Annotated in this window: 18 protein-coding genes and 1 pseudogene; 9 read left to right on the plus strand and 10 right to left on the minus strand. The window is 61.8% G+C overall.

Going from position 1 to position 25,589, the window contains the following annotated elements; genetic code table 11:
* Positions 1–444 precede the first annotated feature (444 nt).
* From C9422_RS31435 to C9422_RS31455, 5 genes are all read right to left on the minus strand, one after another.
* Positions 445–2,031, minus strand: a complete 1,587-nt coding sequence (locus C9422_RS31435; protein WP_116583352.1) for a class I adenylate-forming enzyme family protein — start codon at positions 2,029–2,031, stop codon at positions 445–447.
* 37 nt (positions 2,032–2,068) lie between these two features.
* Positions 2,069–2,845 carry an SDR family NAD(P)-dependent oxidoreductase gene (locus C9422_RS31440; protein ID WP_116583353.1) on the minus strand — a complete coding sequence of 259 codons (777 nt, stop codon included), beginning with the start codon at positions 2,843–2,845 and terminating at the stop codon, positions 2,069–2,071.
* Between the two features lie 72 nt (positions 2,846–2,917).
* Entirely contained in the window at positions 2,918–4,075 is a 1,158-nt protein-coding gene (locus tag C9422_RS31445) for an acyl-CoA dehydrogenase family protein (protein WP_116583354.1), read from the minus strand.
* A gap of 11 nt (positions 4,076–4,086) precedes the next feature.
* The gene (locus tag C9422_RS31450) at positions 4,087–5,334 is read right to left on the minus strand and encodes a thiolase family protein (RefSeq protein ID WP_116583355.1); all 1,248 of its coding nucleotides are present in this window, start codon (positions 5,332–5,334) and stop codon (positions 4,087–4,089) included.
* Between the two features lie 30 nt (positions 5,335–5,364).
* Positions 5,365–6,150 carry an enoyl-CoA hydratase/isomerase family protein gene (locus C9422_RS31455; protein WP_116583356.1) on the minus strand — a complete coding sequence of 262 codons (786 nt, stop codon included), beginning with the start codon at positions 6,148–6,150 and terminating at the stop codon, positions 5,365–5,367.
* 326 nt (positions 6,151–6,476) lie between these two features.
* Here C9422_RS31455 and C9422_RS31460 point away from each other — a divergent pair, with 326 nt between their 5' ends.
* The 4 genes from C9422_RS31460 to C9422_RS31475 all read left to right on the plus strand — a co-directional run bounded on the left by C9422_RS31460 (position 6,477) and on the right by C9422_RS31475 (position 12,408).
* Positions 6,477–8,528 carry an alkyl/aryl-sulfatase gene (locus C9422_RS31460; protein WP_116583357.1) on the plus strand — a complete coding sequence of 684 codons (2,052 nt, stop codon included), beginning with the start codon at positions 6,477–6,479 and terminating at the stop codon, positions 8,526–8,528.
* 10 nt (positions 8,529–8,538) lie between these two features.
* On the plus strand, positions 8,539–10,002 hold the full coding sequence (locus C9422_RS31465; RefSeq protein WP_116583358.1) for a coniferyl aldehyde dehydrogenase: 1,464 nt from the start codon (positions 8,539–8,541) through the stop codon (positions 10,000–10,002).
* Between the two features lie 78 nt (positions 10,003–10,080).
* Positions 10,081–11,853 (plus strand): arylsulfatase, encoded by a 1,773-nt coding sequence (locus C9422_RS31470; protein ID WP_116583359.1) that lies wholly within the window; start codon positions 10,081–10,083, stop codon positions 11,851–11,853.
* 3 nt (positions 11,854–11,856) lie between these two features.
* Complete coding sequence (locus C9422_RS31475) at positions 11,857–12,408, plus strand: DUF2889 domain-containing protein (protein ID WP_116583360.1); 552 nt, start codon at positions 11,857–11,859, stop codon at positions 12,406–12,408.
* Positions 12,409–12,560: 152 nt separating this feature from the next.
* Here the strand turns inward: C9422_RS31475 and C9422_RS31480 are convergent, their stop codons facing one another.
* The 3 genes from C9422_RS31480 to C9422_RS31490 form a co-directional block, all read right to left on the minus strand.
* On the minus strand, positions 12,561–13,688 hold the full coding sequence (locus C9422_RS31480) for a CaiB/BaiF CoA-transferase family protein (protein WP_116583361.1): 1,128 nt from the start codon (positions 13,686–13,688) through the stop codon (positions 12,561–12,563).
* A 93-nt stretch (positions 13,689–13,781) separates the two neighbouring features.
* Positions 13,782–14,141, minus strand: a complete 360-nt coding sequence (locus C9422_RS31485) for a hypothetical protein (protein WP_116583362.1) — start codon at positions 14,139–14,141, stop codon at positions 13,782–13,784.
* Positions 14,110–15,771: a GMC family oxidoreductase gene (locus C9422_RS31490; protein WP_116583363.1), complete on the minus strand. Its 1,662-nt coding sequence runs from the start codon at positions 15,769–15,771 to the stop codon at positions 14,110–14,112. Before C9422_RS31490 ends, C9422_RS31485 begins: the two co-directional genes overlap by 32 nt.
* 211 nt (positions 15,772–15,982) lie before the next feature.
* Here C9422_RS31490 and C9422_RS31495 point away from each other — a divergent pair, with 211 nt between their 5' ends.
* On the plus strand, positions 15,983–17,032 hold the full coding sequence (locus tag C9422_RS31495) for an AraC family transcriptional regulator (RefSeq protein WP_116583364.1): 1,050 nt from the start codon (positions 15,983–15,985) through the stop codon (positions 17,030–17,032).
* Positions 17,033–17,102: 70 nt separating this feature from the next.
* Here C9422_RS31495 and C9422_RS31500 read toward each other — a convergent pair whose 3' ends face one another.
* Positions 17,103–17,546 (minus strand): transposase, encoded by a 444-nt coding sequence (locus tag C9422_RS31500; RefSeq protein WP_116583365.1) that lies wholly within the window; start codon positions 17,544–17,546, stop codon positions 17,103–17,105.
* Positions 17,547–17,918: 372 nt separating this feature from the next.
* On the opposite strand from C9422_RS31500, the gene C9422_RS31505 reads away from it, so the two are divergent.
* The 4 genes from C9422_RS31505 (at position 17,919) to C9422_RS31520 (ending at position 24,821) form a co-directional block, all read left to right on the plus strand.
* Complete coding sequence (locus C9422_RS31505; RefSeq protein WP_116583366.1) at positions 17,919–19,748, plus strand: DUF1302 domain-containing protein; 1,830 nt, start codon at positions 17,919–17,921, stop codon at positions 19,746–19,748.
* Positions 19,749–19,779: 31 nt separating this feature from the next.
* Positions 19,780–21,144 carry a DUF1329 domain-containing protein gene (locus C9422_RS31510; RefSeq protein ID WP_116583367.1) on the plus strand — a complete coding sequence of 455 codons (1,365 nt, stop codon included), beginning with the start codon at positions 19,780–19,782 and terminating at the stop codon, positions 21,142–21,144.
* A 128-nt stretch (positions 21,145–21,272) separates the two neighbouring features.
* Positions 21,273–22,349: a YCF48-related protein gene (locus tag C9422_RS31515; RefSeq protein ID WP_116583368.1), complete on the plus strand. Its 1,077-nt coding sequence runs from the start codon at positions 21,273–21,275 to the stop codon at positions 22,347–22,349.
* Between the two features lie 27 nt (positions 22,350–22,376).
* Positions 22,377–24,821, plus strand: coding sequence for an RND family transporter (locus C9422_RS31520; protein ID WP_116583370.1), 2,445 nt, complete (start codon positions 22,377–22,379; stop codon positions 24,819–24,821).
* Between the two features lie 109 nt (positions 24,822–24,930).
* On the opposite strand, the pseudogene C9422_RS31525 reads toward C9422_RS31520, so the two are convergent.
* A pseudogene (locus C9422_RS31525) lies at positions 24,931–25,589 on the minus strand (AMP-binding protein); the annotation flags it as partial.

Consider the following 25,589-nt stretch of genomic DNA (forward strand, 5'->3'; position numbering starts at 1 on the left):
AGATCGCATGTATCTGTAGGAGCTGCCGCAGGCTGCGATCTTTTGATCTTAATCGACTCCGAAACCGCCAAAAGATCGCAGCCTACGGCAGCTCCTACAGGTTGCGATCTTTTGATCTCAACCAATTCCGAAACCGCAAAAGCTCGCAGGCCGCGCCAGCGCCCACAAGGTGTCGGGTGTTTCTGTAGGAGCTGCCGAAGGCTGCGATCTTTTAGCAACCCCGAAACCGCCAAAAGATCGCAGCCTGCGGCAGCTCCTACAGGCTGCGTTTTTTTGATCTCAAGCAATTCCGAAACCGCAAAAGATCACAGGCCGCGCCAGCGCCCACAAGGTGTCGGGTGTTTCTGTAGGAGCTGCCGGAGGCTGCGATCTTTTGATCTTGAGCCATTTCGAAACAGCAAAAGATCGCAGCCTGCGGCAGCTCCTACAGTGGCCCTGTGCATTTCAACTGATTTTGCGTGAAGCTCCCTGCCAGTACTTTTCGCGAACCTGTCGGCGCAATACCTTGCCCACCACGGAAGTGGGCAGTTCATCCACGAACACCAGCGATTTCGGCGCTTTGTAGCCGCCCAATCGAGTGCGCGTCTGTGCGATCAACTCTTCAGGCGTGACTGTTTGCCCCTGACGCAGGATCACTTCGGCATGCACCGCTTCACCCCATTCCGGGTGCGGGATGCCGACCACGGCGGCCATCAGCACCGACGGATGCGCCGCCAGCGCGGCCTCGACTTCTACCGCGTAGACGTTGAAGCCGCCGCTGATGATCATGTCCTTGAGCCGGTCGACGATGTACAGGTAGCCGTCAGCATCGATGTACCCGAGGTCGCCGGACTTCCAGGCACCGTCGTCAAATTCCGCGGCCGTTGCTTCCGGGTTTTCGTAGTAACCCTTGATGATGGCTTTGCAGCGGATGCGGATTTCACCGGTTGCGCCAATCGGCAACGGCAGGCCATCCGCGTCGGCGATGAACACCTCGACACCGGGGGTAGGCCGGCCAGCCGAGGACAGATGTCGCAGGGCGGCGGCATTGCCGGGTTGATGCGCAGCCTTGTCCAGCGCGGCGATCATCATCGGCGACTCGGTGGCGGCGTAGCCCTGGACAAAAATCTGCCCGAAGCATTCCACCAGTTCGCCAAGCTTGTCCGGGCTCATGGGCGCGGCGCCGTAGATCAGCGTGGTCAGCGAAGAGAAATCCCTCGGATTGGCGCGCTGCATTTCCAGCAGGCGATACAGCACGGTCGGCACCAGGAACGAATGGGTGACGCGTTCGCTTTCGACAATCTGCCGCCAGTTTTCCATGTCCAGCTGATTCAGGGTGATGTTGGTGCCACCGCCGTAAACCGTGGGGAAGAACAACATGATGGTGCCGTGGGACAACGGTGAGACGTGCAGCAACCGTGTATTGGCGGACAAGCCAAGATCCGTGTTGATGAACGCCGCGTCGCGGCAGGCCATCCAGTTGTCGATCGAGTACATCGCGCACTTGCCTTTGCCAGTGGTGCCACCGGTGAAACGCAACATGCAGATGTGCTGGTCGCTGTCGAGGCTCAGGTCGTAGTCGAGGTCCGATGCCGTTTCCACTAACGGCCAGAAGCTGAACACGCCGGGGAGGGCGGCTTGCTCAGGCGTCGGCGGGTCCATCACCACGATCTCGCAATCGCGGCTGCGCAGCGTGCTGTAGTAGCTGTCCAGCAGGCGGGTTTCGATAAACACCACCCGCGGCCGGACCAGGTCGATCTGCCGCGCATGCTCGTCGAGCGGGTCGCGCAGGTTGGTCATGACCACCGTGCCTTCCTGCTTGAAGGTGCTGGGAAACATCATCAGGCTGAGGTTGTCGTTTTCCAGGATCAGCATGAAGCGCTCGCCCGCCCGCACTTGCAGCCTGGAGCGCAGGACGTCGGCGATACGGTTGGTCAGCAGGTGATACTGCTCGTAGGTGAAACGCCGGTTGCGCTCGACGTTGACGATCGCCTCCCGGTCGCGATGCCGCAGCGCGAGCAAGCGCATGATTCGGCTGAAATTCATTTTCATGGTGGATTGCTCCAGTGGCTCAGGAAGACCGCAACGCTTAGCGGGCGCGCATGCGCGACGCGGCATCGAGACGGATGGTCTCGCCGTTGACGTAGGCGTTCTCGATCAGGAAGGCGCAGCAATGCGCGAATTCACGCATGTCACCCAGGCGTTTGGGCGACTCCATCTGTTCTTTCAGCGAGTTGAGCACCTTCTCGTCGAGGCCGGCGACCATGCTGGTCAGGAACAGGCCCGGAGCGATGGCGTTGACCCGCACGCCAATGGCGCCCAGTTCACGAGCGGCGGGCATGTTCATGCCGATCACACCGGCCTTGGTCGCGGCATACGCGCACTGACCGACCTGGCCTTCATAGGCGGCCCCCGACGACACATTGATCACCACACCGCGCTCTTCGCCGGCTTCGGCTTCGTTGTTGGCCATGTGTTCGGCGCACTTGGACATCACGTTGAACACACCATTGAGGTTGATCGCCGTGGCCAGGGCGAATTTCGCCAGCGGCGCTGCCTTGCCTTCCTTGCCCAGCACCTTGAAACCGTTGGGTACGGCGGCGCCGTTGATGCACACATGGATGGCGCCGAATTTGCCGATCACGGCATTCACCGCGTTCTGCACCGAGGTCTCATCGCTGACATCGGTCTGCACGAACATGGCGCGGTCGGCGCCAATCTCGGCCACAGCCTGTTCGCCGGCTTCGATGTTCAGGTCGAAGATCGCCACGCGGGCGGCTTTTTCACCGGCCATGTAATGCGCGGTGGCCAGGCCCAGGCCCGAAGCGCCGCCGGTGATCACGATGACTTTGTCTTGAATGCGCATGAAGGTGTCCTTGTTCGCTGCCCGGCTCGAAGGAGCCGGGTTGTTATTGTTGGAGATGGAACGGGCGGCTGATCAGAACGCGTTGACCCCGGTCAGGGCGCGACCAATGATCAGTTGCTGGATCTGCGAAGTGCCCTCGGGAATCGGCACGACGATGGCTTCACGGGCGAGTTTTTCCACCAGGAAATCGGTGGTGACGCCGGCGCCACCGTGGATCTGCACGGCCTGGCGGGCGATGGTCACGGCGGCTTCGCAGGCGAAGTACTTGGCCATGGCCGCTTCCATTTCCGCCGGGATGCCGGCACCGATCATCTCGGCGGCACGGTAGGTCAGCAGGCGGGCGGCATCGACGTGGGTCGCCATTTCCGCAAGCATCGCCGAGATCAACTGGTGGCCGGCAATCACTTTGCCGTGCTGCTTGCGCTCCTTGGCGTAACGCACGGCTTCTTCCAGTGCGCGACGACCGATGCCCAGGCCTTGGGCGGCGACGAACACCCGCGAACGCTCGAAGAACGACAGGGTGTTTTTCAGCGCTTCGCCTTCCTTGCCGATGATGTTGCTGGCCGGAACCCGTACGTCGTTGAGGAAAATCTGCGCGGTGGACTGGCTGTTCCAGGCGATCTTGTGGATGTCTTGCACTTCGTACGGATGTTCTTTGCGATCCAGCAGGAAGTGGGTCAGGCCCTTGCGCGGGTCATCGCCGGTGCGGCAGGTGCAGATCAGGAAGTCGGAGTAGGAGCCGTTGCTGATCCAGGTCTTTTCACCGTTGATGATGAAGTCGTCACCGTCGCGGCGAGCGCGGGTCTTGATCTCCAGCACATTGGAGCCGACGTCCGGTTCCGAAATGCCGACGCTGACGAACAGCTCACCGCTGATCAACCCCGGCAGGTAACGCTCGCGCAGGTGGTCCGGGGCGAGTTTTTCCAGCATCTGCGCGCCGAAGGAGTTGATGACCACGGGCGTCGACAGGTCCACCGAACAGGCGGCGACTTCTTCGAAGAGCATGATCAGGGTTGGCCAGTCCAGGCCCAGGCCGCCGTGTTCTTCACTGACGGCGCCGCTGATCATGCCGAACTCGGTGAGCTGGCGCATGATCTCGGACATCTTTTCCCGAGGGATGAATTTGTCGCGGTATTCCTTGTTGAACACCGGGTCGATCTTGTCGGCCAGGAAACGCCGGAAACTCTCGACGGCTTCGAGTTGTTCCGGGGTGCGCATGACGTGTCCCATGAGGGCTCTCCTTAAATGTTGTTATTGGCGAGAATGTTGACGGCGACCACGGCTTCTTCGATGCCGAACAGTCCGCCGCCGTTTTCCTGGATGGCGATGCGCGCACCTTCGACCTGGCGCTTGCCGGCTTCACCGCGCAGTTGCGTGACCAGTTCGTGGATCTGCCCCAGACCGGTGGCACCAATCGGGTGGCCCTTGGATTCGAGGCCACCGGACGGGTTGATCGGCATCCGGCCGCCGACGGTGAAATCACCGCGCTCAGCCGCCGGGCCACCTTCGCCGAACGGCACCAGCATCAGCGATTCGGCGTTGAGGATTTCGCCGATGGCCGAGGCGTCATGCACTTCCGCAACGCTGACGTCGCCAGGGCTGACGCCGGCCTGGTCGTAGGCTTTTTTCGCCGCCAGGTGGGCAATGATTTTTTCCGGTTCATCCAGGCCACGGTTGCTGCCGGTCTGCACCACGCTGGCGAGTACGCGAACGGCGCGGTCGCCGGCATGCTTCAAGCGCTTAAGGCCCTCGGCGTTGCACAGCAGGACAGCCGCGGCGCCGTCGCTGATCGGCGAGCACATCAGCGTGGTCAGCGGATAGCAGATCGCAGGTGAAGCCAGCACTTCGTCGATCCTGAAGGCTTGCTGGAACTGCGAGAGCGGGTTGTGCACCGAGTGCTGGTGGTTCTTTGCGGCCACCGCGGCGATCTGCCGTTGGGTGGTGCCGTAACGCAGCATGTGATTGCGCGCGATGGCGGCATACACGTCCATGAACACGCTGTAGGGGCGTTCGGACACGGTGCCCGGCGGCGGCACGATGCCTTCGCCCATGGCCAGCAGGGTGTGCTTGTTCTGCTCGACCGTGGACACGTCCCAGCCGCCGTCGAACACGGCGAACATCTTGGCCTTGTCCGGGATGTTCATTTTTTCGGCGCCGACCGCCAGGGCGATGTCGCATTGACCGGCGCGCAAGGCCAGCGTGGCCAGGTTGAACGCCGACGAGCCGGAGGCACAGGCGTTCTCCACCGAGAACACCGGCACGCCTTCGATGCCGATGCGGCGCATGGCGATCGGGCCGGGAATGCCGGTCTGGCCCTGCAACAGGCCGTTGGTCATGGTGCTGTAGTACACCGAGCCGACGTCGGCGCTGCTGGCGCCGGCATCTTTCAACGCCAGGCCCACGGCTTCGTCGACCATGTCGTAGACGCTGCGCTCCAGCAAGCGGCCAAACGGCGTCATGCCGACGCCCACTACGTAGATATCGTTCATTGTCTGATCCTGAAAATTGCAGTGAACGGCCTAGCGGCCCTTGAAGTTCGGTGCGCGTTTTTCACCGAAGGCCTGCAGGCCTTCCTGGAAGTCGGCGGTGCGCAGGTGCTGGCGCAACATCACTTGCTCGTGCAGCAAGGCGTCGTCACGGGACTTGTCAGCCGACGTGCGCGCGACTTCTTTCATGCGGCGCAGGGCAATCGGGCTCTTCCTGGCGATCTGGTTGGCCAGGCTGAGGGTGGCGTCGGCCAGTTGTTCATCGGCGTGGACTTCGCAGACCAGGCCATAGCCTTTCATTTCCGTGGCCGAGAGCGATTTTCCGGTCAGCAGCAGGTACATCGCCACGTTCAACGGAATCAGGCGTGGCAACACCGCCGCGCCGCCGGCACCGGGGTAGACGCCGAAGTTGGCGTGGGCATCGGCGAGGGTCGCGGTTTGCGCGGCGACCACGATGTCGGCGCACATGGCCAGTTCCAGGCCACCGGCCATGGTCACGCCGTTGAGCGCGGCGATCACCGGTTTGGGGAAGTTGCGCAACTGACCGAAGACCTGATTGGCGCGGTCGAGGAAGTCGGCTTCGCCGGCGGGCAGGCAGGCGCCGGCCAACACTTCTTTCAGATCGGCACCGGCGCAGAAGGCCGGACCACTGCCCGTGAGGATGACCACCCGAAGCTCGTCGTTGCGCGCGATGTCGTTCAGGCAACGCTCGAGTTCGGCCAGTGTCGCCAGGTTCAGCGCGTTCATGGCCCGTGGCCGATTCAGCGTCAGGCGCGCCACCGGGCCGACGATTTCATACAGCAAGACATCTTCACTCATGACAACACCCTTTTATTGTTAGTCGCGCATTTGGCGTAGTGGATGGGCCGATAGTAGGAATGCGCGCGCTGCGGTCGCAGGTCATTGCAACGAAAGCGCTTGTCCCCCGGGAATGCCCCAAACACCACAACCCCCCGTGTAGGAGCTGCCGAAGGCTGCGATCTTTTGATCTTGAAAAGATCGTCCGAACGCGGCCCGAGCCTTCGGCAGCTCCTACAGGGCATGCCTGTGAAGACAGATGAATTGATCGAGAAGACCGGCAGGTCAGCGCACTTGCTTGCACCATCGAAACGGTATTCGAACAACAATTACAGAGAGACCGTGCGATGAAGAAAATCCGCGTAGTGCTGACGGTGTCAGTGTTGGCCGCCAGCATTGTCGGGGCGCTGCAATGGTCGCGGGGGCAAACCGGCGTTCACTTGCCAGCGGTCGAAAACAGCGCAGGGCAGGGAGGCCAGAAAGCCGCGACGGCGGCGACCATCGCCGTCAATGCAACCACGGCGCACACCATGCCCGCCGCCGATCCGCAGGTGGAAGCCGACATCCAGCGCGGCTTCATTGCCAGCCTGCCGGACGCCGAAACCACCGCGGCCGATGGGCACGTGGTGTACAGCCTCAAAGGCTACGAATTTCTCGACAGCCCGGATGCGCCGGCGACGGTCAATCCGAGCCTGTGGCAGCAAGCCCGCAAAAGCATGGCCAACGGGCTGTTCAAGGTCACCGACGGTTTCTATCAGGTGCGCGGTCTTGACCTGACCAACATGACCATCATCGAAGGCAAGACCGGCCTGATCATCATCGACTGCAACCTGGCCACCGAGGTGGCGCACGCGTCGCTGGAACTGTATTACCAGCATCGGCCGCGCAAACCGGTGGTGGCGGTGTTCTACAACCACAGCCATGTCGATCACTTCGCGGGTATTCGCGGCATCGTCGACGAAGAGGATGTGAAGTCGGGCAAAGTGCAGATCATTGCCCCGGCAGGCTTCATGGAAACCTCGGTGGCCGAGAACGTGATGGCCGGCAACGCCATGAGCCGCCGCGCCGAGTACCAGTTCGGCACCACGTTGCCGCGCAGCGCCCAGGGCCAGATCGACCTCGGCGGCGCCAAGGCGTTGTCCAACGGCACCATCACGATGATCCCGCCGACCCTGGAACTCAGCCAGCCGGTGCAAACGCTGACCATCGACGGCGTCGAGATCGTCAACATGCTCGCCCCCGGCACCGAAGCGCCCGCCGAATTCATCCACTACTTCCCGCAGTTCAAGGTGATCGATACCGGTGAACTGGCACTGCCGACCCAGCATCAGTTGCTGACGTTGCGCGGCGCGACCATCCGTGATGGCCTGGCCTGGTCGAAATACCTCAATCAATCCCTGCACCAGTTCGCGCCCGGTGCCGACATCCTGGTGGGGCAGCATGGCTGGCCGGTGTTTGGCCACGAGCGCGTGGTCAACTATTTGTCCAAGCAACGGGACATGTACAAGTGGCTGCACGACCAGTCCCTGCGCTTGATCAACAAGGGTTACAAACCGGTGGAGATTGCCGAGTACATGCGCGATCACGTCCCGGCGAGCCTGGCCAGCGAAACCTTCACCCATGGTTTCTACGGGTCGGTGCAGCGCAACGCCAAGGCGGTGTATCAGCAATACATGGGCTGGTATGACGCCAACCCGGCCAATCTGGACGCGTTGTCCGACGGTGATTACGGCAAGAAATTCGTCGAGTATGGCGGCGGCGCCGACGCCGTGCTGGCCCGTGCGCGCAGCGATTTTGCCAACGGTCAGTACCGCTGGGTGGCGCAGGCCATGAGTCATTTGACCTATGCCGAACCCACCAACAGCGCAGCCCGAGAGCTTGCAGCCGATGCCCTCGAGCAATTGGGCTACCAGGCCGAGTCGGCAGTTGAGCGCAACAGCTACCTGGCGGCGGCCATGGAGCACCGCAGCGGCGGCAAGAAACTCGCTTCGCCGCTGCGCACAGCCAGCCCCGACATGCTTCGGGCGCTGACCATCGAGAACATATTCGATTACCTGGGCGTTCGCCTGAAGGCCCCGGATGTCGAGGGCAAACACATCGTCCTCAACTGGAACTTCACCGACATCGGCACCTCGGGCAAGCGGTACATGCTCAATCTGGAGAACTCGGCGTTGACCTATATCGCCGATTACAACGCCGAGCAGGCCGATGCCACCTTGACCCTGACGCGCGAAACCCTCAACGCCATCCTGGCGGAGAAAGTGTCGCCGATCGAAGCGGTATTCAAAGGCGACCTGAAGATCAATGGCAGCAAACTGGCGGTCTATGACGTGCTCGGTTCGCTGGACAAATTCTCACCGGACTTTGAGCTGGTCGGGCCCAATGCGCCAGCACGATAGGAGCTGCACCATGCACCCTGCGATGGACGACATCGACACATCTGCCGTGACACCCGCCAACGCTGCGATCGACGGGGTCCGCGCGGTTCTGGCCCGACAACAGGCGGCGTCCCGGGTCGAGGGGCCGCCCTCGGCCGAACTGCGGATCGAGCGCATCAACCGGGTCATCACGCTGTTGGTCAATCATCGACAACGGCTGTGCGAGGCGCTGGCCCGGGATTTCACCTGGCGCAGCCATGATCAATCGCTGATGGCCGATGTGCTGTTGCCGATCCGCGGCCTCAAGTATGCCCGTGACCATGTTCGCCGCTGGATGCGACCGGAGCGTCGCAAAGCGGAGCTGGGGGGCGGCTGGCTGGGCGCGAAGGCTGAAATCCACTATCAGCCACTGGGGACCATCGGCATCATTTCGCCGTGGAATTTCCCGATTGCCATCGCCCTGGGGCCGCTGGCCGAGGCACTGGCGGCGGGGAACCGCGCGATCATCCTGTTCTCCGATCAGTCACCGACAACGGCGGCTTTACTGATCGAGCTGCTGGCCGAGCAGTTCGATGACAGCGAAGTGGCAGGCTTCATCGGCGGCGCTGAACTGGGCGCGGAATTTTCCGCCATGCCGCTGGATCATCTGGTGTTCACCGGCAGCCCACGGGTCGGGCGGTTGGTGATGCGCGCTGCGGCGCAACACCTGACGCCGCTGACCCTTGAACTGGGCGGAAAGTCGCCGACCGTCATTGGCCGCGGCGCCGACCTGGAAAACGCCGCCAGACGCATCTGGGGCGGGAAGGGGGTCAGCAGTGGACAGGCCTGTATCGCACCCGACTATGTGTTTGTGCACGAGGATGACTGTGAACGCCTGTTGAGTTGTATGCAGGTCGAACTGCGGCGCATGTTCCCGACGCTGCTGGACAATCCCGACTACACGGCCATGGCGACGCCGGGGCAATACCGGCGGATGCAGGCCTGCCTGCAAGACGCTCGTGAACATTGCGTGCGGATGATCGAGGTCAACCCGGCCAATGAGGACTTGAGCGCTTCGCGCAAAATCGCACCGACCCTGCTGGTTGATCCGCCGGACTCGACACTGGCGATGCAAGAAGAAGTCTTCGGTCCGCTGCTGCCGATTCGCGGCTATCGCCACATCGACGAGGTGCTCGACTACATCAACGGGCATCCGCGACCCCTGGCGCTGTATTACTTCGGCAACGACCGCGCTGAAGCCCGGCATGTGCTGGAACGCACCCATTCGGGCGGCGCTTGCATCAATGAAGTCATGCAGCACCTGTTCCAGACCGATTTGCCCTTTGGTGGCTGCGGTCACTCGGGGTTTGGCCGGTATCGCGGCGGGTATGGCTTCAAGGCGTTCAGCCTGGAGCGTTCGGTGTTCACGCCGCCGCGTTGGGATGTCATGGGGGTGCTGCGGCCGCCTTATGGCAAGGTGTTTCGCCGGGTCATCGGCGCTCTGTTGAAACCTTAGAATCAAAAGATCGCAGCCTGCGGCAGCTCCTACAAGGCTGCGATCTTTTGATCTTCACCGCCCATAAGGACCCCGTGAATGATCCCGTTGAAACCTCTTGTCCTGGCGATGGGTTGTCTCGCCTTCGGCACCCACGCTTTCGCCACCCCCAAACGCCCGAACATCGTGGTCCTGGTGGCCGACGATTGGGGCTACAGCGATGTCGGCGCCTTCGGCAGCGAAATCGCCACGCCGAACATCGACACCCTGGCCCGTGAAGGCGTGCGCTTTTCCGACTTCCATGTCACGGCCTCCTGTTCGCCGACGCGCTCGATGCTGCTGACCGGCGTCGATAACCACCGCAACGGCGTCGGCAACATGCCGGAGACCATGCCCGACGAACACCTGGGCAAACCCGGCTACAGCGGGGTGCTCAACGACAACGCAATCACCGTCGCCAGCCTGCTCAAGGACAGCGGTTACAACACCTACATCACCGGCAAATGGCATCTGGGCAAGACCCCGGACACCTTGCCCGACAAACGCGGTTTCGAGCGCTCATTCATCCAGGCCGACAGCGGTTCGGACAACTGGGAAGAGCGGCCCTACGCACCGTTGTACGACAAGGCGGCCTGGTTCGAAAACGGCCAGCCGGCGCACCTGCCGAAGGACTATTACTCCTCGACCTTTATCGTCGACAAGGCCATGGACTACATCGCCGCCGATCGACAGGGCGGCAAACCGTTTTTCGCCTATCTGGGGTTTCAGGCCAATCACGTGCCCGTCCAGGCCCCCAAGGACATGATCGACAAGTACCGGGGCCGTTATGACAAAGGCTGGACCGCATTGCGCCAGGCCCGGCGTGACCGTGCGGTGGAACTGGGCCTGATTCCCGCCGGTGCGGGCCTGCAGACCATGGCCAGCACCGCCGACTGGAATGCCCTGGACGCCCATGAAAAGCGCTACGAAGCGCGGCGCATGGAGGTCTATGCCGCCATGGCGGAAACCATGGACCAGCAAATCGGCCGTTTCATCGAGCACCTGAAAGCCAGCGGCGAGTACGACAACACAGTATTCGTGTTCCTCTCCGATAACGGCAGTGAACCGACCGATCCGTACGCGATACCGGCGATCCGCTTGTGGCTGGAAATGAACTACACCCGTGAGCTCGATCGCCTGGGCGGCAAGGGTGCTTTCACCAGCATCGGCCCGAGTTGGGCCAGCGCGGCGGCCTCGCCGTTCAGTGGCTACAAGTTCTTTGCCGGCGAGGGCGGTTTGCGCACGCCGATGATCGTCGCCGGCGTGCCCGGTAGCCAGGCCAATCACATCGCCAAATCCTTCACCCACGTCACCGACATCGTCCCGACCTTGCTCGAAGTGGCCGGTGTGCCGGCGCATCACGGCGAATACCAGGGGCGAGCCGTGGAACCCCTGATCGGCAGCAGCCTGGTGCCGGTGCTGCAAGGCACGGCCGAACGCGTGCATCCGCAGGATCAGGCCATCGGCTATGAACTGTCCGGCAGCGCGGCCCTGTTCAAGGGTGACTACAAACTGGTCAAGAGCCTGAAGCCGGTGGGCAACGAACAATGGCATCTCTACAACATCGTCACCGATCCCGGTGAAACGATCGACCTGCAGGCGCAGATGCCGGAGCGCTTCCAGAGCATGCAGGCCGACTATGCCGAGTACGTCCGCGCCAACGGCGTACTGCCGATGCCGGTCGGTTACGACTACATGCACCAGGGGCAGATGTATGCCCTCAAACATGTGGTCATTCCCAAGCTCAAGGCCGTGGCGCCGCCGCTTGTGGCGGTGATCTTGTTGCTGGCGGGAGTGCTGGTCTGGCGCCGGCGTCGCAAGCGGGGTGTCTGAGTGATGATCGACGAAGTGGACGAATGGGGGCGCCGGTTGATCCACCGGCGCAAGGTCGAGTGCCAGGGTTTTCTGCGGGCCGATGGGCTGTGGGACATCGAAGGTCGTTTGAACGACAGCAAGACCCATCCCGTGCCCCTCGCTGAGGGCCGGACGGTAGCGGCGGGGCAGACGTATCACGGCATGTTCATGCGCCTGACCCTGGACGATGACTTTGTTGTGCGCGAGGTGCATGTGGCCATGCCCGATGTGCCCACCAGCCAATGCCGTGGCGCAATGCCGGGCTATGAAAAACTGCTCGGCGAACGCATTGGCCCGGGGTTTTCGCGGCGGATCAAAGCGCTGTTTGGCGGGATCGGCGGTTGCGTGCACTTGACCGAGTTGCTCCTGCCGATTGCCACGACGGCGTTTCAGACCATTCCCATGGCCCGGGCGATGGTTGCGCCGCGTACGGCGGCAGACGCAGAGGCTTACCGCAACGCTACCGGCCGATTGATCAACACCTGTCACGCCTTGCGAGAGGACAGCCCCGTTGCCATATTCCTGAAGAACTAACCAAATCCCCATGTAGGAGCTGCCGCAGGCTGCGATCTTTTGATCTTGTTTTTAAAAGCAAAATCAAAAGATCGCAGCCTTCGGCAGCTCCTACAGGGACCGTGGTGATCAGGTAAATGGGTCGTGATGATCAGGTACAGGGACAGTGGTGATCAGGCGGTGATCAGGTGTTCAACCTGTGCATCGCTCAAGCCTGCTTTGCGCAAGATCAACGCGGTGTGTTCGCCACGCTTGGGGACTGAACCGGCCGAAGAGGGTGTCGTCGAAAAGCGTGGCGCCGGTGCAGCCTGCAACACGCCGTCCTGACGCGAGTACACACCGCGCTCGGCCATGTGCGGATGGCTCAGTGCTTCGGCGGGCGTCAGCACCGGGGCGAAGCAGGCGTCGCTGCCTTCGAGCAGATCGACCCAGTGCTGGCGTGGCTGACTGGAAAATACGGCGGCCAGGCGTTCACGCAAGGCGCCCCACAATCGTGGATCGTAGGGGTTCTTGAAATCCGCGTCATCGCCCAGGCCAAGCTTGTTGAACAGCAGCGCGTTGAACTGCGGTTCGAGGGCCTGCACGCTGACGAACAGGCCATCGGCACAGGCGTAAGTGCGTGCCCAGTGCGCACCATCGAGCAGCCCGCAACCGCGCTCCAGCGGCTGTTGACCGGCGGAGTGTGCCGACAGCAGCAGGTTCATCAGGTTGGCGCTGCCATCGACAATCGCCGCGTCCACCACCTGACCGACGCCATTGGTACCGGCATTGATGATGCCGGCGAGGATGCCCATCGCCAGGTACAGCGCGCCGCCGCCCAGATCGCCCACCAGGGTAGGGGGCGCCATCGGCGGTTGACCGGCTTCACCGCTGAACCACAGGGCGCCGGACAGTGCGATGTAATTGAGGTCGTGCCCGGCGGCCTGGGCCAATGGACCCTGCTGGCCCCAGCCCGTCATGCGTCCGTAGACCAGGCGTGGATTGCGCGCCAGACACTGGTCAGGGCCCAGGCCCAAGCGTTCCATTACGCCCGGGCGCATGCCTTCGATCAAGGCGTCGGCGCCTTCGATCAAGCGCAACACCGCTTCGACGGCCGCCGGATCCTTCAGGTCCAGGGCGATCGACTGTTTGCCGCGATTGACGATGGCGTGCTTGCCCAGGTCCAGCATGTCAGCGCCTTTGGTGCCGGCGCGTTCGACCAGAATCACTTCGGCGCCCATGTCGGCCAGCAACATGCCGCAAAACGGTCCCGGGCCGATGCCGGCGATTTCGACGATACGAACGCCGTCCAATACTCCCATGCGAGTACTCCTTTGGATTGACTTGGATTGGGGGGGGGAAGATCAAAAGATCGCAGCCTTCGGCAGCTCCTACAGGGCTACGATCTTTTGACGTTAACGACGGAGCAACAACGCGGTCATCAAGGCGTGAAACGCAACGGCGGGCCACAACAACACCCCACTGCTGACAAACACCCCGACATACGCCAGGTACAACGCAACGACCCCGTTGTAGAACAGCATCGAGCGCACCGCGCCAATGCCGACCGGCCGAGGCCAACAGGCAATACCGAGCGCAATCAGGGCTACGCCGAAGAACCGCGCAAACAGGTTGGTGTCCTCGGTTGCGCTGACCCCCAACAACAGATGGCCGACCAGTCCGGGAGTGAGCAGCAAGGCAAGCCCCGTGGCGATTTCCACCACGGCGCAAACCGTCAGCAACTTATGCGGGGTGATTGAGCGTGCCGGATGCATGATCGTCCTCCAATGACACAGCGGCGCGGGCTGCGCGGTCCTCGCGGATGAAGTCGGCGGCTTTTTCGCCGATCATCACGGTGGCGGCTGTGGTGCTACACCCAATGATAGTCGGCATGATCGAGGCATCGACCACCCGCAGGCCTTGCAGACCGTGGACTTTCAATCGAGCGTCGACCACCGCCATGCCATCGCTGCCCATTTTGCACGTGCCCACCGGGTGATAGAGGGTGTCGGAGCGGTCGCGCAGGACTTGTTCGATTTCAGCGTCGGTGGTCATCGGCGCGCCAAGCACGTCTTGAGGATCGAAGGCCTTGAAGGCTGCTGTCCCCATGACTTTTTCAATCACCCGATAGCCCTGGATCAGGGTTTTGATGTCGTCTGGATGGGTCAGGAAGGCCGGGTCGATCAGCGGCGGTACCATCGGGTCGGTACTTGCCAGTTTCAGTTGCCCCCTGCTTTTCGGGTGCAACAGGCAGGCATGCACACTGAGGCCGTGACCGCGATACAGCGTGCGGCCGTGGTCGGCAAACATGGCGACGGTCAGGGCCAGTTCGATATCGGCCTGACGCAACGCCGCAGAGGTTTTGACGAACGCGCAGGCCTCGGCAAAGTTGGTCGTGAGGGGGCCGGAGCGTTTGCGCCAGTAGCGGAATGCGGCTTTGGTCACGTCCCAGATGCCCGCCAGTGACAGGCCGATCAAGTGGCGCGATTTGACGCGGTAGGAGTGCACGTAATCGATATGATCCACCAGGTTCTGGCCCACGCCTGGCAACTCGTGAACCACGGGGATGTCGAGTTTCAGCAAGTCGTTGGTCGGGCCAACCCCGGACAGCAGCAACAGCTGTGGGGAGTTGAACGCGCCGGAACTCAGGATCAGCTCATGGCGCGTGCGCAGGGAACGCTTTACGCCGTTTTGCACGAACTCGACGCCGACGGCGCGCTTGCCGTCGAAAATGATTCCCGTGGCGTGGGCGTGGGTTTCGATGCGCAGGTTCGTCCGGTGGCGGTTAGGCGTCAGGTAGGCTTTGGCCGCGCTGCAACGCTGCCCGTCCTTTTGCATCACTTGAACGCGACCGAAACCTTCCATGTTCGCGCCGTTCTGGTCCGGGCACGCTGGATAGCCAGCCTGCACACCGGCCTCGACGAAGGTTTCGCCGAACGGGTTGGGCGAGGCGTGGAAGCGCACGTTGAGCGGGCCGTTCTGCCCGTGCAGCGCGTCCTTGAAGTGTTCGTTATGCTCGGCGCGCTTGAAGAACGGCAGCACCTCCTGGTAACTCCACCCGGGGTTGCCCAACGCCGCCCAGCGATCGAAGTCTTCGGGGTGGCCGCGGTGATACGCCATGGCGTTGATCGAAGAACTGCCGCCCAGGGTCTTGCCCCGTGGCTGATACCCGATACGACCGTTCAAGCCCGGTTGCGGCACGGTCTGATACTGCCAGTTGTTGATCGAGGTCGGTACCATCGCCGCGACGCCGGCCGGCATGTGCACCAGCGGGTTGGTGTCGGGGCCGCCGGCCTCGAGCAGGCACACCGAAACAGTCGGGTCCTCTGATAACCGACTGGCGACTACACAGCCTGCTGCACCCGCGCCGACTACGATGTAATCGAATTCTGTGTTCAGGTTCATGCTTATTCTTCTCTTTATTCGAGGCATAACTTGAGCGCATTGTGGGCACCTGGCCGGTTCGTCACTGGTCAATTGAATGAATTCGCAGGTCAGCGGGGCAGGTGACTATCGCGCCAAGCATCGGAACATCGAGGCCAGGTCCCTGATGGATCATTGACCGATGCATGATCGGGGGCGAGTATCGGCGTTCGCATACCCATAAGGCAGGCACATGTCAGGTTCGAAAACGCAGGCGCCAGGCGACGAAATCTCGTTGTTCGAAGAGGCGTTACAGCCCACCACCATCAGCAGTTATACCGTGGCTATCGCGCAGGCACTGGAGGCCAGTGGCGTGGACAGCAAGCGGATTTTTGCCGCCATGGGCATTCCACTGGGCGTCGCTACCGATCCGATGACCCGCTTGCCTGCGGCAACGATGACGCGTCTGTATCAAGCCTGCGTGGATGTGACCCACAACCCGTATTTCGGGTTGACCGTGGCCAGGCATATTCATCTGACGCACTTGCATGCCTTGGGGTATTCGCTGGCGGCCAGTGGCACGCTGATGGACTTCTGTCGACGGCTGGAGCGCTACTTCCGCCTGGTGTCCCAGGTCGCCAAGGCCAGTCTCAGTCAGGACGACTCGCAGGTCCTGATGCGATTCGATCACCTGCTGGAACTCAGCGGCGAGACAGAAGATGCGTTTTTCGGTTTTCTGATTCGAACCATGCGCCTGCTCTACAAGCAGGAGTTCAAACCGGTACGCGTGGAGTTGTGCCGGCCGATGCCCCACGAGGGGGCCGCGCCGTATGAAACCTTGTTCAGGTCACCGGTGTTGTTCGGTCAGGCTTCAGGCCTGCTGGTGTTCGACAAGGCTGACGTGATGCAGGTGCTCAGCGGTTCCTGCCCGGAGCTGGCGCAGGTCAACGACAACATCATCATCAGTTATCTGGCGCGTCTGGATAAAAGCGACGTGATCACGGGCGTGACCCAGAAGATCATCGAGTTCCTCCCGGACGGCGACTGCACGCGGGACAAAGTCGCCAGCGCCTTGTGCATGAGCCCGACCAAGCTGCAATTGAAATTGTCCCAACGCGGCACCCATTTCCAGCAACTGCTCGATGACACGCGCAAGGAGCTGGCCTGCAGCTACCTGAGCCAGGCTTCGCGGCCGGTCACGGAGATCACCTTTTTGCTGGGCTTCAGCGACACCAGCAACTTCACCCGCGCGTTCAAACGCTGGACCGGGTTGTCGCCGACGGATTTTCGGCAGCAGGGGTGAGGGTCAAGATCAAAAGATCGCAGCCTTCTGTAGGAGCTGCCGAAGGCTGCGATCTTTTGACTTTGCTTTTCTAAACCCAAATGGCATCCCACAAAGGGTAATCGCCCACACGCTTCACCAACCCCGCACGCAATGGATTCATGACGATGTAACGCGCAGCATCCTTCAAATCCTCATCCCGCCGCAGAGCCCGATCGTAATAACCCCGCTGCCATAACCGACCTCGTTCAATCGAGCGACTGCTGCGGGATTTGATACGGCACATCAGCTCGGCCAACGTGCCTAGTTGCAGCTCGACCAGCCAATGCAAGTGATCGGGCATCACAACCCAGGCCATCGAAGTGACCATTGCTGCTGCTTCTGCACTTCGCAATTGTTCGACCAGAAGCCGGCCCACCCGCCAATCGGCAAAGACCGGTTGCCGCTGACAGGTGACGGCCGTCAGCAAATAAATACGACCCGACTCAGAAACCCGACCCTTGCGCAGATGACATCCGTTTGCAGCGACAGGCATTCCATTGCCCTCCATGAAGGTGTTGTCGGACGAACGTTAGCTGCTGCTTTACACATCCGAACGACCAACCATTTTCAAACTATGTCGAGATCCCCTGTAGGAGCTGCCGAAGGCTGCGATCTTTTGATCTTAAAAAATCAAGATCAAAAGATCGCAGCCTGCGGCAGCTCCTACAAAAGCAAAAGGGGCACTTTGTCGCCCCCACGTTGTGTTGACCGATGATTTGGCCCAATTGACCGGCGACCCACCCACCCCTCGCGATACAACAGACTCGACCGATTCGGCTCGCCATCCCTGGAGCAGGGCGCACCGCCGTTTCGGCATTTTCTTGAATGACTTTTCTTGAACCCACAGAGAAGGCGAGCACGCTAGATGAATAACAACAATAAGATCGGCCACCCAAATCTGCGGCGCGGGCTGCTGGCATCGGCGGTTCTCGCCGGGTTGGGAATGACGCCTGTGCAGGCGTTCGAGTTTGATACGGGGAATGAGGACGTTTCGGTTCGTTTCGACAACACCGTCAAGTTCAACTACGCCCAGAGGGTCGAAGCCGCGAACAGCAAGCTGGCCAACGCCTGGAACAACAACGACGGTAACCGCAACTTTTCTTCCGGCAGCCCGGTCGCCCAGCGCCTCGATGTGCTGTCGGAACTGGACGTGGTGTACAAGAAACAGATGGGCTTTCGGGTCAGCGCCAACAGTTGGTACGACCATGCCTACGACAATGTCGGCAGTGACAACGCGGCCACCAATCAACTCAACAACGGCCGGCCGGATTCGCGCCACCTGAGCGGTTACGCCGACCGCTACTACAACGGACCGTCCTCGGAAATCCTCGACGCCTTCGTGTTCGGCAGCACCGAGATCGGCGACGAATCGCTGTTGAGCGGCAAGGCGGGCAAGCACACCCTGTATTGGGGCGAGAGCGTGCTGGCCTTCGCCCACGGCAACAGCTACGGCCAGTCGGGTCTGGACTTGTCCAAGGCGCTTGCCGTGCCGGGCACCGAAGCCAAAGAGCTGTTCATTCCGCGCAACCAGTTGTCCACCAGTTTCACGGTCAACCCGGAGCTGACCCTGGCGGCACAATACTTCCTGGACTGGGACGCTGCACGGCTGCCGGAGTCCGGCACCTATCTGGGTTTCAACGACGGTATCCAGAGCGGCGGCCACAACCTGTCGCTGATCGCCGCAAAGAACCCTCTGTTCGGGACACCTGGTCCGTTGGGCGCCAATCAGTTCCTGCGCCTGAGCAATGGCCACACCCACACCCCTGACCACAGCGGCGACTTCGGCCTGATGGCCAAGTGGAGTCCGGCGTGGCTTGACGGCACGATGGGTGTCTACTACCGCAAGACGTCGGACATCCTGCCCAACCTGGTGCTGCAACCGGGGGCGGTCGGCCCGGCTCAGCTGATTTCGGGCAACGTCGGCAGCTACAACCAGTTCTACGTCGACGACATCGACGTTTACGGCTTCAGCCTGTCGAAAAACGTCGCGGGTGTGAGTGTCGGCTTCGACCTCAACTATCGCCACAACATGCCGCTGTCGAGCGTTCCGGCCACCGTCAACCCGACCTTGGGCGCGGCGCAGGCGCCGGGTTTCATCAGCAGCTTCGACGGCGAAAACGGCGTGGCACGCGGCAACACCGTGCACGCGGTGCTCAACGGCCTGACCACGTTCGGCGATACCCCGCTGTGGGATTCCTCTTCGTTGCTGGTCGAACTCGGCTATAGCCGCTGGCTCGACGTGACCGAGAACAAGCAACTGTTCAAAGGCGAGGACTGGTATCACGGCGTCGACAAGGTCTCCAAGGACAACTACATCCTCGGCATGAACTTCAACCCTACCTGGTATCAGGTATTCCCCGGCATCGATATGTCCATGCCGGTCAGCTACAACGTCGGCCTCGCGGGCCAGTCCTCCGTGCAACTGGGCGGCAACAAAGGCACCGGCAGCTACTCGGTCGGTGTCGGCATGGACGTGCGCAGCCAGTACCGCTTTGACCTCAAGTACGTCGATAACTTTGGCGATTTCGATACCTGTGGCTCTGCCGGCAGCGCCGGGGCACAGGGCGATGGTGCCGCGCCCGGCGCCAACGGCCAATACAACTGCGTTCCCGGCCAGACCACTGCGTTTGCCGGTACCGTGGCCCAGCTCAAGGATCGCGGCATGGTCACTTTCACTTTCAAAACCACCCTCTGATCCTTGAGTTGTGAGTCAACAGGAGACACCCATGAATTTCGTCAAATCAGTTTTGGCCACCGCCCTCGCGCTGGCCGTCGCAGGTTCCGCCCACGCGGCGGTCAGCGCCGACCAGGCCGCGAAGCTCGGCACCAGCCTGACCTCGGTCGGCGCGGACAAAACCGCCAACGCCGATGGCAGCATTCCGGCATACACCGGTGGCCTGACCACGATTCCGGCCGATTTCAAAACCGGTGATTCGTTTCGTCCCGACCCGTTCGGCAGTGAGAAACCGCGCCTGGTGATCACCGGCAAGAACCTCGCCGAGCAAAAAGACAAACTCACCGCAACGGCCCAGGCTCTGCTCACGCGCTACCCGAGCTATCGCCTCGACGTGTACCCGACTCACCGTAGCGTCACGCTGCCTGATGCCGTGCTGAAGAACACCGCGAAAAACGCCGTGACCGCCCAGACCACCAATGGTGGCCTGTCGCTGGAAAACGTCCTGCCCGGCGTGCCGTTCCCGATGCCGGCTGACGGAAACGAAGCGATGTGGAACCACTTGTTGCGCTATCAAGGCGTGGCCATGACCAACAAGTACGACTCGTGGAACGTCGACTCTTCGGGCACCGCGTCCCTGAGCTCCACGGGCGTGTTCAACATCGAATACCCGCTCTACGCGCCGAACCGGTCCGTGGGGCCAGTCAGTGCCGATGAAACCTTCTACAAGATCAAGCTGACTTACACCGGCCCGGCCCGCCGTGCCGGGGAAGCGCTGTTGCTCATGGACTCGGTCAACCCGATGCAACAACCGCGTCGCGCCTGGCAATACCTGCCGGGTCAACGTCGGGTGAAACTGGCGCCGGACCTGGCCTACGACACGCCGAACCCCGGCACTGTCGGCGCGGCGACCTACGATGACGCGTTCCTGTTCAACGGCGCGATGGACCGTTACGACTTCAAGCTGGTCGGCAAGAAAGAACTCTATGTGCCGTACAACACCTACAAGCTGAGCTATCACAAAGACGCGGCCGATGTGATGAAGGCCAATCATGTGAACCCGGACTTGCTGCGATGGGAGCTGCACCGGGTGTGGGTGGTCGAAGCCACGCTCAAGCCGGGCAAGCGCCACATCTACAGCAAACGCACCTTCTACCTCGACGAAGACAGCTGGATCGCTTTGGCGTCCGACGAGTACGACGCCCGTGGCCAGCTCTACCGCGGCGGTTTCTCGCACCTGACCTACAGCTACGACGTGCAGGCCCCGGACACCATTAACCACATGCTCTACGACCTGGTTTCCGGTGCCTATAACGTCAACGGTTTCTACGGTCCTTACGGTGGCCTGAAGTACATCGATCCACTGTCCAAGGCCCAGTGGTCCGCCGAGTCGCTGGCCGGCACTGGTATCCGCTAACCCCACAACCCCCTGTAGGAGCTGCCGAAGGCTGCGATCTTTTGACTTTGTTCTTCAAAAACAACATCAAGAGATCGCAGCCTGCGGCAGCTCCTACAGGGCTGTGGTGTGCACACGAGATAACAATAATGACAATGATCAAGTGGTTCCTTCTCGCCGCCTTGTCGGCGGCCATGGCCGTTCCGTTCACCCGCCCGGTGATCGCCAGTGAATTTGCCGATGTGCTGGAAACGCCAGCGCTGCGCAGCGAGTTGGCGGCAGGCTCCATGGTGACCGGGTTGGCCAGCGCCGGTGAGCGACTGGTCGCCGTGGGCCAGCGCGGGCACATTCTGTATTCCGATGACGCCGGCCAGCATTGGCAGCAGGCCCAGGTGCCGGTCAGTTCCGATCTGCTGGCCGTGCACTTTCCCACGCCGCAACTCGGCTGGGCCGTGGGGCACGATGGCGTGGTCCTGCACAGCAGCGATGGCGGGGAAACCTGGCGCCGGCAACTGGACGGGCGCCAGGTCGGCCCGATCATGCTTGCGTATTACCAGCGGCAACTCGACAGCCATCCGGATGATGCGGGCCTGCAAGCACGGGTCGGCGACGCGCAACGCATGGTCGAGGAGGGCGCCGACAAACCCTTCCTGGATGTCTGGTTTGAAAACGAGCGCGTCGGCTACATCGTCGGCGCGTTCAACCTGATTTTCCGTACCGACGACGGCGGCCTGCGCTGGACGCCGTTGCTGGAGCGCACCGACAACCCGGGCGCGCTGAACCTTTACGCGGTGCGTCCGGTAGGTGATGAGTTGTTCATCGTCGGCGAACAAGGCCTGGTCATGAAGCTGGATCGGGCGAGCGGTCGTTTCAAGGCGCTGTCGACGCCGTACAACGGCAGCTACTTCGGCGTCACCGGTAAACCCGGTGTCGCGCTGGTGTACGGCCTGCGCGGCAACGTCTTTCGCAGCACCGATGACGGGGCGAGCTGGAGCAGGATCGACCTCGGCCTGCCGCTGAGCATCACCGCCAGCAGCGTCACCGCCGATGGCCGCATCCTGCTGGTCAGCCAGGCCGGCCACGTGCTGGTTAGCAGCGACGACGGTGCCAGTTTTCAACTGCAGCCCAACACCACACTGGCCCCGGTCGCCGCCGCCCAAGTGGCCAGCGGCGGTTCCCTGGTGCTCGCCGGCACCCGTGGCCTGCGCCAGTTACCCCTCGAATAAGCCCGGCATTACAAAGAGAACAACATGATGGGTCATTACGAACTCGAAACAATGCCGGTGGTCCGCGAGCTCAAGGGCTTCGATGCCCGCTCCGGTAACGCCCTGGAACGGCTGATCTTCAACAACCGCCTGTGGGTGGTGCTGGCCTGCGTGCTGGTGACGGTTGCGCTGAGCTATTTCGCGACCACGCGGCTGACGCTCAATGCCAGCTTCGAAAAAATGATCCCGCAGAGCCAGCCCTTCATCAAAAACTACCTGGAAAACCGCCAGGCCCTGCGCGGTCTGGGCAATGCGGTACGGGTAGTGGTGGAGAGCAGCAACGGCGATATTTTCGACCCGCACTATCTGGATGCGTTGAAGGAAGTCAACGACGAACTGTTCGTCACACCCGGCGTCGACCGTGCGTGGATGAAGTCGCTGTGGACCCCGGCGGTGCGCTGGACCGAAGTCACCGAGGCCGGCTTCCAGGGCGGCCCGGTGATGCCCGACTCCTACGACGGCTCGGCGCAGAGCGTGCAGCAACTGCGCCAGAACATCGCCCGTTCGGGGATCGTCGGCAGTTTGATCGGCAACAACTTCAAGTCCAGCATGATCTTCGTTCCGCTGCTGGAGAAAGACCCGGTCAGCGGGCAGGCCATCGACTACCACCAGTTCTCGAAAACCCTTGAAGAGAAACTGCGCGACAAGTACGAGTTCGAAGGCAGCGTGCGCGTGGCGGGCGAGGAGGGCAAAGGCCCGCTGAAGATCCGCGTGATCGGTTTCGCCAAACTGGTCGGCGACCTGCTCGATGGACTCATGCAGGTCATGCTGTACTTCGGCGCCGCCGCGCTGATCGCTACCGCCATCATCTTCTACTTCACCCGCTGTGTGCGCAGCACGGCACTGGTGATTCTGTGCTCGGTGATCGCCGTCATCTGGCAATTGGGGCTGGTCGCACTGTGCGGTTTTGCCCTGGACCCGTTTTCGATCCTGGTGCCGTTCCTGGTGTTCGCCATCGGCGTGTCCCACGGCGCGCAGAAGATGAACGGGATCATGCAGGATGTCGGGCGCGGCACTCATCAATGGGTGGCCGCGCGTTATACCTTCCGCCGCTTGTTCCTCGCCGGGCTTACCGCTTTGCTGGCGGATGCCGTGGGTTTTGCGGTGTTGATGCTGATCGACATTCCCGTGATCCAGGACCTGGCGATCACCGCCAGCATTGGTGTCGCGGTGCTGATCTTCACCAACCTGGTGCTGCTGCCGGTGTTGCTGTCTTACTGGGGCGTCAGTCGCAAGGCTGCCGAACGCAGCTTGCGCGCCGAGAATAAAGAGCAGCGCGGCAAAGGCATGGGCGCACTCTGGAGTTTTCTCGACAGGTTCACCGAGCGTCGCTGGGCCACCGTTGCCGTGACCATCGCAGGCCTGTTGGCCGTGGGCGGGATTGCCGTCAGCCATCATTTGAAGATCGGCGACCTTGATCCCGGTGCGCCGGAACTGCGCGCCGACTCGCGCTATAACCGCGACAATGCCTACATCACCGCCAACTACTCGCTGTCCAGCGACCAGTTCGCGATCATGCTCAAGACGCCTGGCGAAGGCTGCCTGAAGTACGAAAGCCTGGTGGAAGCCGATCGGCTGGGCTGGTTGTTGCAGCAGCAACCCGGGGTGCAAACCACCGTGTCGCTGGTCAATGCCGTGCGGCAGATCACTGCGGGCTCCTACGAGGGCAACCCCAAGTGGCAGACCATCGCCCGCAACCAGAACGTGCTGAACTACGGCGCGCAGCAGGCCTCGGTCAGCAGTCCGGACCTGTTCAACAACGATTGCTCGATGATGCCGATCGTGGCGTATCTGTCGGACCACAAGGCCGAGACCCTCGACCGTGTGGTGCAAGTGGCGCAAACCTTTGCCCGCGAGCACAGCAACGGCGAGCGCCAGTTCATGCTCGCCGCCGGCAGTGCCGGGATCGAAGCGGCGACCAACATCGTCGTGCGCGAGGCCAACCGGACCATGCTGTTGTACGTGTATGGCGCGGTCATCGTGCTGTGCTTCATCACCTTTCGCAGCTGGCGGGCGGTGGTGGTGGCCGTGGTGCCGTTGATGCTTACGTCGATTCTTTGCGAGGCGCTGATGGTCTGGCTCGGCATGGGGGTGAAAGTGGCCACGCTGCCGGTGATCGCACTCGGCGTAGGGATTGGCGTGGACTACGCGCTGTACCTGCTCAGTGTACAACTGGCACAGCAACGTGCCGGGTTGTCGCTGACCGACGCCTACCGCAATGCCGTGGCGTTCACCGGTAAAGTGGTGGCGCTGGTCGGCATAACCCTGGCCGCCGGCGTGATCACCTGGGCCTGGTCGCCGATCAAGTTTCAGGCCGACATGGGCATCCTGCTGACGTTCATGTTCATCTGGAACATGGTCGGGGCGTTGATCCTTATTCCTGCGCTTTCGCATTTTCTCTTGAAAAACGTGAAAACCAGTAACCGGACTTAGCGCCGTCCCTGCAGGAGCTGCCGAAGGCTGCGATCTTTTGACTTTCACCCACAAAAAAGCCCCGCCAGGCGCAATGCCGGGCGGGGCTTTGGATGACGCCGAACGCTACTTAAGCGACATTCATCGTCTTGTGCGTATCAATCAAATGCTGCACCACACTCGGGTCCGCCAAGGTGGAAATATCCCCCAACCCATCATATTCAGCGGTCGCAATCTTGCGCAGAATCCGCCGCATGATCTTGCCCGAGCGAGTCTTCGGCAGCCCCGGCGCCCACTGAATCACATCCGGCGAGGCAATCGGCCCGATCTCCTTGCGCACCCAGTTCTTCAGCTCCAGGCGCAGTTGCTCGTTCGGCTCTTCACCGTTTTTCAGGGTGACGTAGACATAAATGCCCTGTCCCTTGATGTCGTGCGGCACACCGACCACCGCCGCTTCGGCGACTTTCGGGTGTGCGACCATCGCGCTTTCGATCTCAGCGGTGCCCATGCGGTGCCCGGAGACGTTGAGCACGTCGTCCACGCGACCGGTGATCCAGTAGTAGCCATCGGCATCGCGACGGGCGCCGTCACCGGTGAAGTACATGCCGCGGAAGGTCTTGAAGTAGGTGTCGACGAAGCGGTCGTGGTCGCCATACAGCGTCCGCGCCTGGCCCGGCCACGAATCGAGAATCACCAGGTTGCCCTCGGCCTCGCCTTCGATGATGTTGCCCAGGTTGTCCACCAGGGCCGGCACCACGCCGAAGAACGGACGCGCCGCCGAGCCCGGCT

The organism is Pseudomonas sp. B1(2018), from assembly GCF_003097365.1.
Lineage (GTDB): Bacteria > Pseudomonadota > Gammaproteobacteria > Pseudomonadales > Pseudomonadaceae > Aquipseudomonas > Aquipseudomonas laurylsulfatiphila.

Coding starts and splice junctions, on each gene's coding strand:
- C9422_RS31435 (WP_116583352.1), bottom strand. CDS start 2,031: ATGAAAATGAATTTCAGCCGAATCATGCGCTTGCTCGCGCTGCGGCAT.
- C9422_RS31440 (WP_116583353.1), bottom strand. CDS start 2,845: ATGCGCATTCAAGACAAAGTCATCGTGATCACCGGCGGCGCTTCGGGC.
- C9422_RS31445 (WP_116583354.1), bottom strand. CDS start 4,075: ATGGGACACGTCATGCGCACCCCGGAACAACTCGAAGCCGTCGAGAGT.
- C9422_RS31450 (WP_116583355.1), bottom strand. CDS start 5,334: ATGAACGATATCTACGTAGTGGGCGTCGGCATGACGCCGTTTGGCCGC.
- C9422_RS31455 (WP_116583356.1), bottom strand. CDS start 6,150: ATGAGTGAAGATGTCTTGCTGTATGAAATCGTCGGCCCGGTGGCGCGC.
- C9422_RS31460 (WP_116583357.1), top strand. CDS start 6,477: ATGAAGAAAATCCGCGTAGTGCTGACGGTGTCAGTGTTGGCCGCCAGC.
- C9422_RS31465 (WP_116583358.1), top strand. CDS start 8,539: ATGCACCCTGCGATGGACGACATCGACACATCTGCCGTGACACCCGCC.
- C9422_RS31470 (WP_116583359.1), top strand. CDS start 10,081: ATGATCCCGTTGAAACCTCTTGTCCTGGCGATGGGTTGTCTCGCCTTC.
- C9422_RS31475 (WP_116583360.1), top strand. CDS start 11,857: ATGATCGACGAAGTGGACGAATGGGGGCGCCGGTTGATCCACCGGCGC.
- C9422_RS31480 (WP_116583361.1), bottom strand. CDS start 13,688: ATGGGAGTATTGGACGGCGTTCGTATCGTCGAAATCGCCGGCATCGGC.
- C9422_RS31485 (WP_116583362.1), bottom strand. CDS start 14,141: ATGCATCCGGCACGCTCAATCACCCCGCATAAGTTGCTGACGGTTTGC.
- C9422_RS31490 (WP_116583363.1), bottom strand. CDS start 15,771: ATGAACCTGAACACAGAATTCGATTACATCGTAGTCGGCGCGGGTGCA.
- C9422_RS31495 (WP_116583364.1), top strand. CDS start 15,983: ATGTCAGGTTCGAAAACGCAGGCGCCAGGCGACGAAATCTCGTTGTTC.
- C9422_RS31500 (WP_116583365.1), bottom strand. CDS start 17,546: ATGCCTGTCGCTGCAAACGGATGTCATCTGCGCAAGGGTCGGGTTTCT.
- C9422_RS31505 (WP_116583366.1), top strand. CDS start 17,919: ATGAATAACAACAATAAGATCGGCCACCCAAATCTGCGGCGCGGGCTG.
- C9422_RS31510 (WP_116583367.1), top strand. CDS start 19,780: ATGAATTTCGTCAAATCAGTTTTGGCCACCGCCCTCGCGCTGGCCGTC.
- C9422_RS31515 (WP_116583368.1), top strand. CDS start 21,273: ATGACAATGATCAAGTGGTTCCTTCTCGCCGCCTTGTCGGCGGCCATG.
- C9422_RS31520 (WP_116583370.1), top strand. CDS start 22,377: ATGGGTCATTACGAACTCGAAACAATGCCGGTGGTCCGCGAGCTCAAG.